Raw genomic sequence first — 15,961 nt, forward strand, 5'->3', positions numbered from 1 at the left:
GCCGCTGCCCACCGAGTCTGTGATCAGGCAGGCATGGTCGCGCCGGCTCGGTACGCGGCGATGTGTGCGTTCCGCTCCGATTCGGTCATCTGGTTCAGCAACACGTTCGGGCTCTGGAAGGTGTTCCCGCGGACATCGTCGAGTGTCCACATCTTCTTCGGATCCAGATCGAGATGTGGCTGACCGACGAGCGTCTTGCCGTCGTCGCGGACGTAGCCGAGATCGGAGACGATGTCGGCGAGATCCTTGCCGTGGTGCAGTGTCTCCCATTCACGGAAACCGGTGAGACGACCCATGTTCGGCGTCTCCTTGCCCTCGTACTCGCCGCGGAAGGCAACTGCGTCGGTCCAGTAGCACGTCTCCGAACAGTAAGTGCGCCACTGGTTGTCGACCTTCTCGACCACCATGTCCTCGCGGATGAGGGCCGGCACCATGCACGTCCAGCAGCGGTGCGGGTACTGGTAGCCGACGTCCTCGAATGCGATCGGCTTGTTGATCCCCGGGTACGCGAGCCGGTTGTACTCCTCCCACCACTTGCCGTACTTGCTGTACCAGCCGGGGTACTTGTGCTCGAACCACTCGAAGTCCGTGTCGGTCATGGTGTCGATGCGCCAGTAGTTGACCGGCCAACCGGTGGCGAAGAATCGCGCGACCTCGTGCACGTAGCCCTTGTTCGTGATCCGGTTCCACGCTTCTTCGACCAAGTCGTGGGGGATCGTCAGGCCGTACTTCTCGAGCGGGATCAGGTAGCTGCGGTAGTAGTCGTCGTAGATCCACCGCTGCCACATCTCGGCGTAGCTTTCGCGGTCCTTGCGTCGATCCTTGGTGCCGTACTCGATGAACGTGCCGATGGCCGCGTCGACGACGCAGTGGTTGTTCCACCAGGCGTAACGCAGATCGCGTTCCAGGAGAGGACGATTCCGCTCGTCGGCGAGGGCCATGAGCAGAATCGAGTACCCGTTCGAGATGTGCCGTGATTCGTCGGACTGCACCGAGTGGAACACCGTCGGCAACAGGTAGTCGCCGTTGGCGGCGGCCTCGTCCGGCATGGCCACGAACAAGGTGTTGGTGAACGCCGTCTCCGCCACCACCGTCAGATAGATATTTGCCGCCGTGATGGCATCACCGGTGATGAAGCCCTCGCCGAACTGCCTGCCGATTGTGCCCGCGTAGTTGTTCGCGAACGCCTTCTCGGTCATATCGAAGCCGGCCGGGTCGATGTAGTTGTTCATGTAGAGCTTCTTGAGATTCATCTGAATCGTCGAGTGACGCACCTCGTCGATCATCTGAACGGCAAGGCCGTTGTGGATCTCGGGGTTCGGCACGGCGTCGATCGCCATCGGCATCGCACGTGCCGCCGAAATCTCGGGGAACGGGATGATCGAGAGGAACAACTTCTGCCACTCGAGCCAGCGTTGCTGGACCTGGCGGAACATGTTGCCGCGAATGGCACCGTCCATCGCGCCGTACACGCGGTTGTCCTTCTCCTCCTCCATGGGGAAGTAGGACCGCATGATCTGCTTGAGTGGGTCCTTCTTGGGTGCTTTCTCGAACGTGTAGTCCGTGCCGAAGCGAGTAGCAGGGGTAGCGAACGTGGGTTCCCACGTCAGCTCCGAAATCTTCGCGTGTGCCTTGGTAAGGCTTTGCCTACTCAATGTGCGCCTCCTGGATGCGAGGTCGGCAGGGGTTGTCGACCTTCTCGGGAAGATGTGCACATGATTGAACACCGTGATCTACGTCTCATCCGTCTCAGTTTGAGATTTGTGGCACTCAATGTGCGGCCTGGTAGACGGCGTAGAGACCGGTCGAAAGTGCACCCAATGGAAACAAACCGAACGTAAGGTGTGATCGTCTCGCCGAGGAGGGCACGTGAGTTTTGGATCAGGCAGAACGGCGACTGTGAGCGAGTCGAATGCTCAGGGTTCGCCGTTGTTCATCCCGCTGTTGTTCATCTCGGTGCTCTTCGTCGGTGCGTTGCCGTTCTACGTTCGGCAACCGGTCGTCGGCGGTGAGTCAGTGTCGGGTCCGGCGTGGTTCGGCGGTGCGCACCTCGGAGAACCAGCAGCCGATGTCTACTGGCTGTGCGCTCTGCCGGTGTGCATCGGGGCCGTCGCGGTCTACTGCGTGTGGAGCGAACGCCGATCGGGCGTCGCCATGCATGTTCGGCTGTGGCTCGTCGCGAGTCTCGGATTGTCGAGTGCAACAGCAGTTTTCGTGCAGAACGGAATGATGTTCTACGTGGGTAACATGACGATTCGAGGATTGTTGCCCTTACTGGCGATATCGATCGCGGTCCTGGTGTGGGGTGTCGGCCTGCGGTCGCGGTTGCTGGTGGCAATCGGTGTTGTCGCCGTTGCTGCGAGACTGGTGTCCAACCTCTACAACGTCGAGAATCTCGTGCCGCGGGAGTGGGCACTGGACCCCCGCTTCGGTCTGTGGCCGAACATCGTGCTGACCGCAGCGGTGTTCGCGGTCGGAGCAGTGGGGTCGGGGTTTGCCGAACGGTCCCGGCGGTAAAGCCTGCAACGCAGCGTGACCCGGGCGATGGGGGTCGTCGCCGGCGGTGGACACTGGCAGGATGGCCAGCCCAGGTGACCCGAAGTCGGTGTGGACGACAGTCTCGGTGATCGTCGGCACCGTGGCAGCAGGCGTCGTGGTCGCCGGTCTTCTCCACGATCCGCAACCCGACGCCGTGTCGATACCCGGCTGTGCGGAGGTCGTCCAGCCCGAGGACATGCAGAGAATCAACTACGCCATTGTCGGACCGGATTCCGCCCCGGCGGGGTTCGACGCAGCAGCCAAGTCGGCCGCTTTGGCGCGAGCCCTTCCCGCCGGGACCACGGTAGAACCCGATGCCATGTTCCCGCCGCTGACATTCGACTCCAGCGCCTCTGCGTACGGGCGTATCTCGCTGGGCGGAGCCGTGGGTGACCTGAACGTGAGGCTGTCGACATCCGACCAATCTGCCGGTCCATGTTTGGCCGGCTACGTCGATGAGCGTCGGACGCTGAGTGACGGCACAGTCGTCGATGTCAGGTCATCCGAAAGACGTAGTCGCGTAGAGGTATACGGGACCGACGGCAGCATCGTCGATGTATCCGCCGACCCTATGTTGACGGCCCAGCAAGTGACCGACATCGCGATGACGCCCAGTCTTCGCTGGAATTCCTAGGCCCCCCTTGACCGCCGTACCTTGCACGCCGGTGTCGGAACTGCCCCAACAAGTCCGACCCCGCCGCAATGTCTGCGACGGGGTAGGGCACATGCGCGTGTTTCTACGCGCGGGCGACCAGCTTTCCTGCGATTCCCGACAAGATCTCGGTCGGCCTTTGCTGCTCACCCTGCTGAGCACCCAGCACCACGAGGGTTCCGGTCAGGACCGGCAATGCCCACTGGAGGTACTTCAATTGCTTCTGTGCTGCGGCGGCCTCGCGTGGGGTGCCTGCTGACGGCTCGGTTGCCGAATCGATCGAATGGCCCTGAGCCTTGGTCGTTTTCGCGCCGAGAACGCCGCTGTATGCAGTGGCGGCCAGGGCGGCACCGGTAACGGCGATTTTCAAGTTGGTGTTGGCGGTGACACCCTGCTGATGACGAGCCCGACCGCGGTTGGCCATGAGTATGCCTGCGCCGCCGATGAGATGTGCACCGATGGCCGCGGCGTTGACCGGAGCCCATTTCGCCCACCCTGCCGCGGCAACCTGTGCGCGGTCTCGCGGATCCTGCACCGCAGTGGCAGCACCGTTCACGCCCACGGCACCCATGAGCGAGCCGCCGAACCAGGCAGCAGCACCGAGATCGTGTAGCGAACGGATGAGGGTATTTCTGTTGGACATCTGAGGATCCTTCGGTTGTGTGCGCTGCTCCGATCGCGAAACGCGCGATATAACAGAGGTTTTGGCGGCCGCGTCAACGGCTCCTTGTCCATCGGTTACCCGCGTGAGCGGTTTCCACACCTGGGCCCCACGCCGACTCGAACCGGAACGCCACGGATGCGCCCTCGCTCCTCGAAACCCGTCAGGCGTTCAGAGCAGTGAGCCGACCAGTCCGCCGTCCAGGACGAGGCTGCTCCCCGTGCACCAGGACGACTGTTGCGATGCGAAGAACGCGACAGCTGCTGCTACTTCCTCCGGTGTGCCGTAGCGCCCTTGTTTGTCGGCGATGAGGGTGTCGAACCCTCCTTCCGGTAGCCCCAGAGCTGCCTCGAATTCGGGGGCTGCCTTGGTGACCAGAGCGGTATCGATGAACCCTGGCAGCACAGCGTTGACTCGAACACCCTGCGCTCTGAACTCCGTTGCGGCGGTTTCGGTCAGATTTCTCACCGCGGCCTTGCTGGCGGCGTAGGGCGCGAGCAGCGCCGAACCTGCCGTCGCGGTGATCGAGCTGATGGTGACGATGGAGCCACCGCCGGATGCTGCGATCGCGGGTGCGGCATATCGGATGGTCAGGAACACGCCGTCCAGGTTGACTGCGGTGGTACGCCGCCAATCGGCGTACGACATCTGTGCGATCGCTCTGACCTCGCCGACACCGGCGTTGGGAATTGCTATGTGCAGGTTGCCGAAGTGTTCGAGGGTCTGCTCGACGAGAGATCGAACTCGATCCTCGTCGGTGACGTCTGTCGCGACGGCGATCGCACCGTCGATCGAGGACGCCACCTGGCGGGCAGCGTCGAGATCGATGTCGGAGACGACCACCTGTGCACCGTCGGAGGCCAGTCGCCGCGCGATGGCGGCACCGAGGCCTGCCCCGGCACCGGTGACGAGTGCGACCTTGCCGTGGAGAGATTCGTCGATGGGCATTGTGTTCGGTCCTTCCGTGGGAAAGCAGAGGTAGTGCCTTCTCGCTGACGACAGAGAAGACGAAAGGTATTGCTGTGTCGCTGTTTCAGCGCTTCAGCAGGTCATCCAGAGCTCGTCGCGCTGCATTCAGTCCCGCCATGCCGTGTGCACCGGGTCCGGGGGGAGTTGCCGCCGAGCAGAGATAGAACCCCGGCGTACCCGTGCGGTACGGGTCTCGGCCGGGCCGTGGTCCGAGGAGCAATTGTGTCGGTGACGACGTACCGCACAGAATGTCGCCGCCGACGAAATTCGCGTTTCCATCGGCGAAGCTCTGCGGAGACGTGCTGACTGTCTCCACAATTCGCGAACGCAGGCCCGGTGCGAACTGTTCGATGCGGTCGATCACGACGTCGGTGACATCGTGGTCGAGGCCGGCGGGAACATGGGCGTATGCGTACAACGGTACGACGTCTCCGTCCGTGCGCTGAGGATCTGCGACGAACTGCTGCCCGACGAGGACGAACGGCCGATCGGGCATTCGTCCTGCAGCAACGGCCGCCTCGGCTGCGATGGTGTCCTCGGCGCTACCTCCCACGTGCACAGTGCCGGCCTGCGCGACCCGGGAGTCGGTCCACGGGACTCCGCCGCGCACCGCGAGGTCGACCTTGAACGCAGCCGGACCGTGCCGAAACCTGTTGTAGGAGCGTCGTGTACGCGTCGTCAGATCCTGGCCGAGTACGTCGGCCACCACGGACGGCGCCGTGTCGAAGATCGTGATGTCCGACGGCGGCAGATCTGCTCGCGAGGCAACCCGCGTCGAGGTCTGCACGGTTGCTCCGAGTTCGATGAGCGCGGAGTGCATCGCCCGTGAGATCGCCGCGGTTCCGCCCTCCGCCACCGGCCATCCGTTGTGGTGTCCGGCGGTCAGGATTCCCACCCCGATGGCGGAGGAGAACACTTCGGTCAACGGCCGCATCGCGTGTGCCGCTGCTCCGACGAACAGTGCCCGCGCCTGCGGCGTGGCGAACACCCGTGACAACGCCGCAGCTGGCAGAGCAGTCGGCGCACCGAATCTCGCCAGCAGCAGTGGATGTCGGGGCAGGTGCACGACCGGTCCGAGTAGGTCTTCGGACAGTCTGTCGTACGACGACGACGGTTGCCCGAACAGTGCCTTCCATCGTTTGCCGTCCGCACCCAGGCCCACAGCAGTCTCGTTTATCGATCGATGGAGCAGCGCTGCCGCGTCGTCGAGAAGCGGATGTGCACAATCGATCTCGGGCCACCGCCACGTCAGTCCGTGTTGCTCGAGACCGGCGAGGGCAGGTGAACCCACCGCCATCGGATGGAAACCGGCACAGTGATCGACGAGCAGATCGACGGTGGTGAAAGGCCGGTGGCTACGGGTGCCGCCGCCGATCTCGCTCTCCGCTTCAAGCACGGTGACGTGGATTCCGTCGCGCGCCAGAGCAAGTGCAGCGGCGAGCCCGTTCGGGCCGCTGCCCACTATCGTCGCGGATCGCGTCATGATGTCGATTCTCCAGCACCGGCCGTCGCCGACGACGTCTCCGGTGCCGAGTGTCGAGCGGTTGTCGAGTCTGCGCGACGCAGCCACGTCACCGACATGGGGATGGGGCCGTCGGGTAGCCACGGCTGGGCGGACACCGCGTCGTCGACGTTCCACGTACCGGTTTCGATCACGCCGAGGGCGGCATCGATGAGTTTGTACGACTGCGTCTTTCGATGGATGGGCTGCGATTCGACCCACGCCACCACGAACTCGCCCGGTTCGAAGTTGCAGCGTCGCTGAATCGCTGCGATGAGGGAGGCGTCGTGCAGGTGGCCGTCGCCGAAGTTGAAGCCGAGGATCGAGTTGCAGGCGAATTCGCCTTCACGCACCGTCCATCGATCGATGTCGGGAACGTTGCGGATCAGAAGCGAGAACAATCCGCGGCCCTGACTGTGCATCGAGCGCCATGCGATGGTCTGTTGCATCGTGATCTCGGCGACGGCAGGCGGGTAACCCATGGCTTCGAGCTGTCGTACCTGATTGCGGGTGGGGCGCACGATCTGATCGAGCTTGTCCTCAGCACCCGGTGCGAACGCCCAGAGACCGGAGGCCCAGTTGCCCGCGTACTGGCGCATCGAGGGCGTGAAGGCCACGAGGTCCGGTCGTAGGTTACCCAGCACCGGGAAGAAGAACAAGCACACCAGCGCTGTCGCCACGAACCACGGGGAGGCGTCGAAGATCGAGAATCCCTGTCCTGCAGGATGTCCGACGAAGAGGAACACCGCTGCGTAGGCGAACAACAGATTCCACTCGAGCGGGACCGCCAGCGGGAACGTCGAGATGATGAACAGGTGGAATGCCACCATGAGAAGTGCTCCGGCGAGTGCGACGGTCGTGTTGGTGGTGAGCAGCAACACGACCGGTACCGCGATCTCGACGGTGGTGCCCAATACGTGCGCGATCAATTTGGCCGTTGCCGAGGGGCGAATGTCGTCCGGGAAATTCCGGTAGTGCTTGCGCCTGGCCCAGCGCGTGGGAATGCAGGGGCTGTTCGAGACCATCGGCGGAACGACGTTGGCGAAATGTGCACCGAATTTCGAGATGCCGGCCCCGACCCACACCGAGAAGATGAGCAGTTTGAGTCCGACGACGAGGTCGACGATGGCGTTGTCACCGAGGATTCCCACGAGACCGAACAGGACTATCGCAGGACCGTACTGCTCGGCGCGGGCAGCGATGAAGATCGTCTTGTCACGAAGGCCCACAACGATGGTGAGCAAGACCGGCGCGATCGCCCAGCGTGGATCGACGAGGTTGCCGATGCCCTCGGGCAGGATCGAGGCAAATGCACCGGGCGATGTTCCGGGCGCGATGACGGGTACGAACAGACTCACCAGGAGCGCGAGATACAGCACGACGTCCAGCGGCGTCCTGGTGTCGCCCGAGGTGAACGGCATCTTGCCCGGCCACGGAGGCATCCGAACGGTCCCCGGTTTCGCCCAGAACAGGATTCCGCCTGTCATCGGCTTGAACTTGCCGGCGATCGGTCCCCACGACCCCGCGAGTCCGACGGTTTCGAGCAGCATCGTCCAGTAGACCAACTTCTGGTAGACGATCATGTCGTCCCACCACGAGCCGACGTCCCACGGCATCCCGACGCCGGAAGTCAGTGTCGCCAGAGTCAGGCCGATCCCGATGTAGAGCACCAGGAGCTTGACGACGTAGGTGGTGGGGATGACCTTCGGCGAGCCGAAGCCGTAGTCGACCCAATGCAGTGCAAGGGTTTTCACTCGTTCCAGCAGGGGCCGGTCGAGGAAGGTTTCGAGGTCGACAGGTGGAAACTGTCCGTTCTTGAATCCCATGAGTGAGCTTTCTGTAGCGAGCGCTGAGGATGAAGGAGCAGGAGTCAGCCCTGTCGCCCGAGGCTCGGGTCGCGGTGACGCAACCATCGGACTGTGTCCTGCACCACAGAAAGCTACGGGGTTCCTATCGGCGGTCCCAATGGTTCGCCGACCCGAGGCTCACCTTCGTTTTTGTGACGCCGACACAAAGTGCACTCTCAGGAGAGGATCCGAGCCCCGAGCCACTGACATGCGGTGAGGGCAACCTCGACGGCGAGTCGGTCGTCGGACAGTGGCCGGGGGAGCAGCTTCTCGGCATTGTCGACGCGGTAGCGAATCGAGTTCTTGTGCATCGTCATCACCGCAGCCGCCGCGGAGAGGCTCCGTTCGCACGCGAGGTAGATCCGCAACGTGGTGCGCAATCGTTCGGCATGTGTGGTGTCGGCGGCCAACTGCGGTCCCAGCACGGTCAGGACCCAGGCCTGTAGTGCCGACGGGTCGCGAGCGCACAGGTCCACCACGGCCAACCCGGGGTCGTCGTAGCGTTCGATCGTTCGGCCTCGGCCACCCAGAACGGCCACGTGATGGGCGCGCTGAGCCTGCCGGTGGGATGTGACGAACCCGGCCGCGTCGAGTCCGATGGCCCCGGCCGCCAACAGGGGTGCGTCCTCGGTCCGCGGTCGAGTGTTGATGCGATCGAGAACGACGGCGAGATCTGTGTCGTTCGATGGAACCTGAATCCATCCCCACGCGGTAGCGCCGTCGCGTCCGACCACCAGGGGAGGGGCCGGACTGTCCAAGTCCACCGCCAGAGCGCGGATGGTCGTGGTGAACCTGCGCATCCGGTCGCCGCGAACGGCGGACTCGCCGACCCAGGCCACGACGGCCAGGTGTCGTCCGCGCAGTCGATACCCGGTCACTCGCTCGACGACGTCCACCGATCCCTTGCCGTTCAGGAGATCGAGTACCGCATCGAGTCGAGCATTCTCGCGGTCCGCCAGCCAGGACTCCCGCTCGGTCTCGTACACCGCGGCCACCCGTTGCGAGATCCAGTCGATGTAGTCGAACACCGAATCGACGATCACGCGGTGCGCTTCCATCCGGACCGGGTCCGGCGCGGCCAGCGACATCGAGGTCTCGAACGCTCGATCGAGCAGAAATTGCTGTCCGAGTCGATAGGCGCGAACCAAGGCATTGACCGGCACGCCCCACTGAGCCAGGCGGCGCGCATATTCGATGGCCGCCGCCGGCGGCTCGAATCCGGCACCGCCGATGTCGTGCTGTAGAGCGTGCAGGATGGTGTCGACGTTGCCCTCGATACTCGATCCCAGCAGCTCGATCAGCGATGGTTCGTTGTTCAGTTCCGTGATGCGCGACGCGAGTGTCGTGCGCATCTGCGCCACGACATCTGCCAGCCGGGCATTGAGGTGCGCGGCAACAGCAGCCACGTGAGTGCGCACCGCCTCGGCGGAGGCGGGCGAGATGTCGGCAGGTGTCGGCACGGGTGTTCCTTTTCGTTTCGGGCTACAAATAATCCGCGGTTTTTGTGCTGCTGGACCGAAGTCTTTCAAATGGGCAATCCGTAACCTACGTCACATGCTGCCAATTCTCGACGCCTCCTCGCCGGTTCTGCAGGCCATGTACCGCCGCATCGACAACGACCCGGACGGCGCGTGTCTGTCCGACGACTCCACTCGGTTGAGCAATGCCGAGTTCGGGCTCGAAGTCGACTCGGTTGCCGCCGAACTCGTCGACGCGGGGGTGGGAGCGGGTGATGTGGTTGCAGTCTTGCTCCCGAATCGCATCGACATCATCACCACGATGTTCGCGGCATGGGTGCTGGGAGCAACGCTGACTCCCGTCAATCCCGCACTCACCGACGACGAGGTGCGCTATCAACTCGAGGACTCGACCGCCCGAGTGCTCGTCGGTAGCGAGCGAGCCTGCACTCTCGCACGCGCACAGGGTATTTCGTTCATCGACGTGGACTCCAGCGATCGTCGTCCCCGCATGCCGCAGTTGGACGGCATGCATCGTGGAGCGGGGCCTGCCGACAGCTCGGCACCGGCCTTGATCGTCTACACCTCGGGAACGACGGGGCGGCCGAAAGGCTGTGTGCTGACTCATCGCAACGTCGACCGGATGAGCGCCGCGATCGTGACGGCCTGCGAATTGACCGATGCCGACACGAGCCTGCTGGTGCTTCCACTCTTTCACTGCAACGGACTCGTCGTCGGCTCGGTCGCTCCACTACGAGCCGGCGGACGGGTGCACATCGCGCCTCGTTTCTCGCCGGACACGTTCTGGGACAACGTGGAGACTGTCCGGCCCACCTACTTCTCCGCAGTGCCCACCATGTACTCACTGTTGGCGGACCGCGGCTCGACCGACCGCGACATCTCGTCGCTTCGATTCGTCATCTGTGGAGCAGCGCCCATGCCTGCCGGCCTGATCGCGTCGTTCGAATCGATCTTCGGCGTGCCGGTCGTCGAAGGGTACGGCCTGTCGGAATGCACTGTGGCGGCAACGATCAACCCGCCGAACGGGATTCGGAAGCCGGGCACGGTCGGCATCGCGCTCCCCGGTATCGACATTGCGATCGATACACCCGACGGTCCGAGCTCCCTTCCTGGCCGGACCGGTGAAGTGTTGGTGAGCGGAGAGACGGTCATGCAGGGATATCTGGGCCTGCCGGACGTGACCGCTAAGACCATTCGAGAGGGGTGGTTGCACACCGGCGACATCGGAGTCCTCGACGAGGACGGCTATCTCGTCTTGGTGGATCGACTCAAGGACATGATCATTCGCGGCGGCGAGAACATCGCGCCGAGCGAAATCGAACATGTCCTGCAATCCCATCCCGACGTCCTGGAAGCGGCCGTCGTCGGCGAAGCGCATCCGGTCTACGGGGAGGTGCCCGTCGCGCACGTCGTTGCACGAGCCGGTCGCAGTATCTCGGTCGACGAGCTGGACGCGCACTGTGCGCGGAGCCTGGCCAAGTTCAAGCGACCGACTCGGACAGTGGTCCACGACGCTCTACCGAAGAACTCCGTCGGAAAGATCGTGAAGAAGGAGCTCGGCGCGTAGTCCGATCCGACCTGCCCTGTCGCTACCGGGTCAGGACGGTCGCGGTCACATGGACGAGGCCGCGAAGGTCAGGAACACGACGAACAATCCGATGCCACCGAGCGCTGCTCCGATCACGGCGTCGCGACCGTTGGACGCGTCGCCCTCGACTGCGCGGCCCAGACCGATCCAGCCACTGACCACCGCGATCACTCCGGCCGGGATGGTCACGAAGTCTCCGACGAACGGCACGAACGCGCAGACGACCGCGACGATGCCCGCAATCAACGCCAGGTTTCCGGCACCGTCACGGAACATCGACCGAGAAGGGGACTTGCGCATCACCGGCACTCCTTCTCGCATGCAGTGCGGCAGCACCGCCCCGACCTGTTCTTCTGCAGGTGACCGGCAACGACGCCTCCATAGTAGAGACTCGATCATCTCTTCATCGGCGACGGTCAGTCGGATTTCATCGGAACGGGGTGGGAGTCGCGGCCGGTTGTATGCGCTGTGCCGTCGGGCAATCGCCGTCGAGCCTTGCACCCGACCCGAATGGTCAGGGCTTGGGCGTGCTTCTGCGGACGCGGTAGTTGTGCCATGCATGTGCCGCCAGGGGCACCCCGGCAACGCCGATGCAGACGACCGCTACTGCGAAAGACCACGGCACGTATGCGCTCTTCGCGGTCAACGCGACGCCGAAGACGACCATCGGAAATCCGAAGGTGTCCAGTAGGTCTACCCGCCGGGGTTCGATCGGCGGCCGACCGTTCCAGGGAATTCGGCGGCCCGCGTTCTCGCGCATCCTTCGGCGCGTCGACGCAACGGTCAGCGCCGCGCCTATCGCTGTCGTGCATATCCCTGCGACGACCATCCATGACTGTCCGTCCTCGACCAGAACCGCGGTCAGAACAAGTCCTACAAGGACGATGCGCGCACCCCACACCTTCCATCGAGGTGCGGCCTCTCGCTCGACCCGTTGCACGTCGACCGGCCGCATCGGCTGCAGGGGCTCCATGTCTCGACCCTCCCATACCGCGGCTCTTGACCGGTCCCTGCGACTCACCGTACCCTGACCGACAGTTGATATATCAGATCCGCAGCGGCCCGCCGAACCGAGGAATCGAAAGTATGACCACAGCGCTCAAGATCGACGGAACCGCGGTCAGCGCGATCGTCAAGGACGATCTGCGATACCGCGTCGAACGGCTCGCCCAGCAGGGGATTCGGCCCGGCCTGGGCACGATTCTGGTGGGCGACGATCCGGGGAGCCGTTCCTATGTCGCGGCGAAGCATCGCGACTGCGCCGAGGTGGGACTGCATTCGATTCAGGTTCGGCTGCCTGCGTCCGCGAGTCAGCAGGAGATCGAAGATGCCGTGCACGCTCTCAACGAGGATCCCGAGTGCACCGGGTTCATCGTTCAGTTGCCGCTGCCCTCGCACATCGACACCCATCGGGTGATCGAGCTGATCGATCCTCGCAAGGATGCCGACGGGCTGCATCCGACCAATTTGGGCCGGCTCGTACTCGGCATGGACGGGCCGCTGCCCTGCACCCCACGGGGGATATTGGAACTGCTTCGGCACCACGATGTTCCGATCACCGGTGCTCGCTTCTGCATCATCGGATGTGGAATCACGGTGGGTCGTCCGCTCGGCTTGATGCTGACGCGTCGCAGCGAACACGCCACCGTGACCATGTGTCACGAGGCGACGGTGGACACCGCCGCACACACTCGGGCCGCCGACGTGGTCATCGCGGCAGCGGGTGTTGCGCATCTGGTGCAACCGGACTGGATCAGTGCCGGAGCCACGGTGTTGTCGGTGGGAATCACCCGTACCGTCGAGGGCATTCTCGGCGACGTGCACCCCGGCGTCGAGCACATTGCGGGGCGGCTCAGCGGAGCGACCGGCGGGGTCGGGCCGATGACCAGGGCGATGCTGCTGACGAACGTGGTGGAGTGTGCGGAGGCCGCTCAGGCCGAGGGGATGAAGGACTCCCGGTAGCCCATCTTCTCGCTGATCTCGGCGGCGGCGGCCAGCACGTCGGGGACGATGGCCCGCATTCTGGTTTCGTCGAAGCGGTAGACCGGTCCCGAGATGCTCAGCGCCGCGGTCGTCTTGCCGGTGTAGTCGAGAATCGGGGCTGCGATGGCGTTGAGTCCGGTCTCGAACTCTTCGACGACGACGGCGTATCCGAGGGATACCGCAGCATCGAGTTCGGCAGTGAGACCGGCTTTGGTGGTGAGTGTGTGCTCGGTGTATCGGTGGAGGTCGAGTCCGTCCACGACGTCCTGACGCGTATCGGAGTCGAGGGCAGCCAGCAACACCTTGCCGCTCGCGGTGGCGTGCAGCGGTGTCTGCTCCCCGATCCAGTTGTGGGTTCCCACCGAACTCGGCCCGCGGGCCTGATCCAGGTGGACCGCTGTATTGGACCGCAGCACAGCGATATTGACCGTTTCGCCGAGCTTGCCGGCGAGGCGTTCACAGACCGCGTGGCCGTATTCGGTGATCTCCAGACGCTCGGGCACGGCCGCCGCGAGCCGGAGGACTCCGAGGCTGAGCCGGTACTTGCCGCGATTGTGCGTCTGCATCACCATGTCGTGTTCTTCGAGCGACGCCAGCAGCCTCGACACCGTGGATTTGTGCACACCGATCTCGGTGGCGATGGCGCTCACGCCGGCCTCTCCGAGCCGTGCCACGACCTCGAGCACCCGAAATGCGCGGTCGACGGACTGGACGCCACCCTCGGGGGCACGTGTCGAATCGTCGCTGGCCACCCCCGCGACTATACGTAACAGGCACTTGGCCGTGGTGTTGCCCCTCGGAGCGTGGCCCGAGCCGGCGATCTAGATGACGGCGCGCACCGCGTCGTCGAACTCGGTCACGTGTGCTCGGGCGATGGTCGCGGCCTTCTCGGCATCGCCTGCCGCGATGGCGCGCAGCAGCTCGGTGTGCGTCCCCACGTGGTCGGCCAGGGGAGGCAGTCGATCCATGAACAACCAGAAGATTCGCGTCGCGAGATTGTTGTAGCGAATCAATGCGTCTTCGAGAACCGGGTTGGCCGCCAGCCGGTAGACGGTGCGATGCACTTCGGCATCCCAGTTGATCAGGTCGTGTTGGCTCGGCGGCGTCGCCTCGAACTTCTCGGTGCGGTCGGCCATGCCCAGCAGAACTTGGCGTTGGGTTGCGGTGGCCGCGGTGGCTGCCTTGGCGGCGGCAAGAGGCTCGAGCCGCTGGCGGATTTCGGAGATGTCGCCCAGATCGGCGACGTCGATGGCCGTGGCGAAAGTGCCGCGGCGGGCGTGCGAGATGACGAGGCGCTCGTACTCGAGCCGTTTGAGAGCTTCCCGTACCGGCGTGCGTCCAACGCCCAGCTCGGCGGACAACGCCGATTCGACGACGGCCTCACCCGGCTTGATGGTCAGCATGATCAGTTTGTCGCGGATAGCCGAGTAGGCGACGTCGGCCATCGTCGCTCCGGGTTCGCCCGGCACCCCCGACGATCCGGGGGCGCCCGGCGATGCGACCTCGACACTCATGGTTACCGATCCTATCGGCACCGAGTGCGGGTCAGCGTGCGGTCAGGCCTCGATGCGGTTCTTCAGCCAATCGTGGAAGATGCCGATGTGGTGTTCGCTGCCCACCAGCACTCCGCCGTCGCGGTACTTCCGTGAGCTCATGGCGGGCTGGCAGCGTTCGCACGCCTCGAAGTCCTGCAGATTGACGCGGTGGAACAACTCCACCGATTTCTGCAGATCCCGTCCCGATGCGACGACGCCGGGCAGGTACAGCCAATCGCATTCCACCAGAGTGCGATCGGCGGCAAGCGGATACATCCGATGGATGATCACGTGATCCGGGACGAGGTTGACGAACACCTGTGGCCGGACGGTGATGGCGTAGTAGCGCCGGTCCTGTTCGGGTGCGATTCCGGGAATGGAGTCGTGTCCCTCGGAACCGTCGAGCGTGAATCCCTTGACGGATTCCCCGAATTCGGCTCCGTGGCCCACGTAGTACTGGGCCGCGTAACCGTCGGCGAATTCGGGAAGTACCTCGGTCAGCTCGGGGTGGATGGTGGCGCAGTGGTAGCACTCCATGAAGTTCTCGATGATGAGCTTCCAGTTGGCCTTGACGTCGTAGCTCACGCGGCGGCCGAGACCGAGGTCTTCGATCTTGTAGCGGTCGATCGACTCGACGTCGCCGAGTCGATCACGGATGTCCTGCACCACAGTGGTGTCGAAGGAGGCCGGATTGTCGCTGAGATTGACCCAGACGTACCCGAGCCATTCCTCGACCGACACCGACGCCAGGCCGTAGCGAACCCGATCGATGTCGGGCATCTTGGTGAGATTCGGTGCTGCGATGAGCTTTCCGTCGAGATCGTAGGTCCAGGCGTGGTACGGACACTGGAACGATCGCTTGACTTCGCCCTTGTCCTCCATGCAGATTCGAGCACCGCGGTGCGCGCACACGTTCAGGTAGGCCTTGATCGCCCCGGTTCGGGTGCGCGTCACGATGACGCTTTCGCGCCCGATCTGCACGGTGCGGAAGGCACCGGGCTTGTCCAGATCGGCGGCACGGACCGCGCAGATCCACAGTTCCTCGAAGATCTTCTCCTGCTCGAGCTCGAAGATGGCCGGATCGGTGTAGTAGCGACCGGGAAGGGTGGAGATGAGGCTTTCGGGCAGGGGAAGGGAGGTTGCGGGCGGCGTGGTGTCGGGAATGGTGGTCAAGGGGTCCTCCGTACGTGGCCGATCTTGTGGATCGGT

At 64.0% G+C, this 15,961-nt stretch carries 15 protein-coding genes; 4 read left to right on the forward strand and 11 right to left on the reverse strand.

What is annotated here, in order from left to right; genetic code table 11:
• Window positions 1-23: 23 nt before the first annotated feature.
• A complete protein-coding gene (locus JLZ96_RS15045; protein WP_027494756.1) occupies window positions 24-1,655 on the reverse strand; it encodes a methane monooxygenase in 1,632 nt (543 codons plus the stop codon).
• A 214-nt stretch (window positions 1,656-1,869) separates the two neighbouring features.
• On the opposite strand from JLZ96_RS15045, the gene JLZ96_RS15050 reads away from it, so the two are divergent.
• Window positions 1,870-2,517: a hypothetical protein gene (locus tag JLZ96_RS15050; protein WP_201010478.1), complete on the forward strand. Its 648-nt coding sequence runs from the start codon at window positions 1,870-1,872 to the stop codon at window positions 2,515-2,517.
• Between the two features lie 61 nt (window positions 2,518-2,578).
• Window positions 2,579-3,172, forward strand: a complete 594-nt coding sequence (locus JLZ96_RS15055) for a hypothetical protein (RefSeq protein WP_201010479.1) — start codon at window positions 2,579-2,581, stop codon at window positions 3,170-3,172.
• Window positions 3,173-3,275: 103 nt separating this feature from the next.
• Here JLZ96_RS15055 and JLZ96_RS15060 read toward each other — a convergent pair whose 3' ends face one another.
• The 5 genes from JLZ96_RS15060 to JLZ96_RS15080 all read right to left on the reverse strand — a co-directional run bounded on the left by JLZ96_RS15060 (window position 3,276) and on the right by JLZ96_RS15080 (window position 9,628).
• Window positions 3,276-3,833, reverse strand: coding sequence for a hypothetical protein (locus tag JLZ96_RS15060; protein WP_032368903.1), 558 nt, complete (start codon window positions 3,831-3,833; stop codon window positions 3,276-3,278).
• Between the two features lie 189 nt (window positions 3,834-4,022).
• On the reverse strand, window positions 4,023-4,799 hold the full coding sequence (locus JLZ96_RS15065; protein ID WP_230072787.1) for a glucose 1-dehydrogenase: 777 nt from the start codon (window positions 4,797-4,799) through the stop codon (window positions 4,023-4,025).
• 85 nt (window positions 4,800-4,884) lie between these two features.
• Window positions 4,885-6,303: an NAD(P)/FAD-dependent oxidoreductase gene (locus tag JLZ96_RS15070; RefSeq protein ID WP_201010480.1), complete on the reverse strand. Its 1,419-nt coding sequence runs from the start codon at window positions 6,301-6,303 to the stop codon at window positions 4,885-4,887.
• Window positions 6,300-8,147, reverse strand: coding sequence for a DUF3556 domain-containing protein (locus JLZ96_RS15075; protein WP_201010481.1), 1,848 nt, complete (start codon window positions 8,145-8,147; stop codon window positions 6,300-6,302). The genes JLZ96_RS15070 and JLZ96_RS15075 overlap by 4 nt, the downstream gene beginning before the upstream one ends.
• 197 nt (window positions 8,148-8,344) lie before the next feature.
• Entirely contained in the window at window positions 8,345-9,628 is a 1,284-nt protein-coding gene (locus JLZ96_RS15080) for a CdaR family transcriptional regulator (RefSeq protein ID WP_201010482.1), read from the reverse strand.
• Between the two features lie 94 nt (window positions 9,629-9,722).
• On the opposite strand from JLZ96_RS15080, the gene JLZ96_RS15085 reads away from it, so the two are divergent.
• Complete coding sequence (locus JLZ96_RS15085; RefSeq protein WP_201010483.1) at window positions 9,723-11,213, forward strand: class I adenylate-forming enzyme family protein; 1,491 nt, start codon at window positions 9,723-9,725, stop codon at window positions 11,211-11,213.
• Window positions 11,214-11,258: 45 nt separating this feature from the next.
• Here the strand turns inward: JLZ96_RS15085 and JLZ96_RS15090 are convergent, their stop codons facing one another.
• On the reverse strand, window positions 11,259-11,534 hold the full coding sequence (locus JLZ96_RS15090) for a hypothetical protein (RefSeq protein ID WP_032366628.1): 276 nt from the start codon (window positions 11,532-11,534) through the stop codon (window positions 11,259-11,261).
• A 214-nt stretch (window positions 11,535-11,748) separates the two neighbouring features.
• Window positions 11,749-12,207 carry a hypothetical protein gene (locus JLZ96_RS15095; protein ID WP_201010484.1) on the reverse strand — a complete coding sequence of 153 codons (459 nt, stop codon included), beginning with the start codon at window positions 12,205-12,207 and terminating at the stop codon, window positions 11,749-11,751.
• A 113-nt stretch (window positions 12,208-12,320) separates the two neighbouring features.
• Here JLZ96_RS15095 and JLZ96_RS15100 point away from each other — a divergent pair, with 113 nt between their 5' ends.
• Window positions 12,321-13,196 (forward strand): bifunctional methylenetetrahydrofolate dehydrogenase/methenyltetrahydrofolate cyclohydrolase, encoded by an 876-nt coding sequence (locus JLZ96_RS15100; protein ID WP_032382947.1) that lies wholly within the window; start codon window positions 12,321-12,323, stop codon window positions 13,194-13,196.
• Here the strand turns inward: JLZ96_RS15100 and JLZ96_RS15105 are convergent.
• The 3 genes from JLZ96_RS15105 to JLZ96_RS15115 form a co-directional block, all read right to left on the reverse strand.
• Complete coding sequence (locus tag JLZ96_RS15105) at window positions 13,166-13,969, reverse strand: IclR family transcriptional regulator (protein ID WP_027494743.1); 804 nt, start codon at window positions 13,967-13,969, stop codon at window positions 13,166-13,168. The genes JLZ96_RS15100 and JLZ96_RS15105 overlap by 31 nt on opposite strands.
• 69 nt (window positions 13,970-14,038) lie before the next feature.
• Entirely contained in the window at window positions 14,039-14,731 is a 693-nt protein-coding gene (locus JLZ96_RS15110; protein ID WP_201010485.1) for a GntR family transcriptional regulator, read from the reverse strand.
• Between the two features lie 42 nt (window positions 14,732-14,773).
• A complete protein-coding gene (locus JLZ96_RS15115; RefSeq protein ID WP_027494741.1) occupies window positions 14,774-15,925 on the reverse strand; it encodes an aromatic ring-hydroxylating dioxygenase subunit alpha in 1,152 nt (383 codons plus the stop codon).
• Window positions 15,926-15,961: the final 36 nt, after the last annotated feature.

The organism is Rhodococcus sp. NKCM2511, assembly GCF_014905595.1.
Classification (GTDB): domain Bacteria; phylum Actinomycetota; class Actinomycetes; order Mycobacteriales; family Mycobacteriaceae; genus Rhodococcoides; species Rhodococcoides fascians.

Coding starts and splice junctions, on each gene's coding strand:
- JLZ96_RS15070 (WP_201010480.1), bottom strand. CDS start 6,303: ATGACGCGATCCGCGACGATAGTGGGCAGCGGCCCGAACGGGCTCGCC.
- JLZ96_RS15085 (WP_201010483.1), top strand. CDS start 9,723: ATGCTGCCAATTCTCGACGCCTCCTCGCCGGTTCTGCAGGCCATGTAC.
- JLZ96_RS15095 (WP_201010484.1), bottom strand. CDS start 12,207: ATGGAGCCCCTGCAGCCGATGCGGCCGGTCGACGTGCAACGGGTCGAG.
- JLZ96_RS15100 (WP_032382947.1), top strand. CDS start 12,321: ATGACCACAGCGCTCAAGATCGACGGAACCGCGGTCAGCGCGATCGTC.
- JLZ96_RS15110 (WP_201010485.1), bottom strand. CDS start 14,731: ATGAGTGTCGAGGTCGCATCGCCGGGCGCCCCCGGATCGTCGGGGGTG.
- JLZ96_RS15065 (WP_230072787.1), bottom strand. CDS start 4,799: ATGCCCATCGACGAATCTCTCCACGGCAAGGTCGCACTCGTCACCGGT.
- JLZ96_RS15090 (WP_032366628.1), bottom strand. CDS start 11,534: ATGCGCAAGTCCCCTTCTCGGTCGATGTTCCGTGACGGTGCCGGAAAC.
- JLZ96_RS15055 (WP_201010479.1), top strand. CDS start 2,579: ATGGCCAGCCCAGGTGACCCGAAGTCGGTGTGGACGACAGTCTCGGTG.
- JLZ96_RS15075 (WP_201010481.1), bottom strand. CDS start 8,147: ATGGGATTCAAGAACGGACAGTTTCCACCTGTCGACCTCGAAACCTTC.
- JLZ96_RS15060 (WP_032368903.1), bottom strand. CDS start 3,833: ATGTCCAACAGAAATACCCTCATCCGTTCGCTACACGATCTCGGTGCT.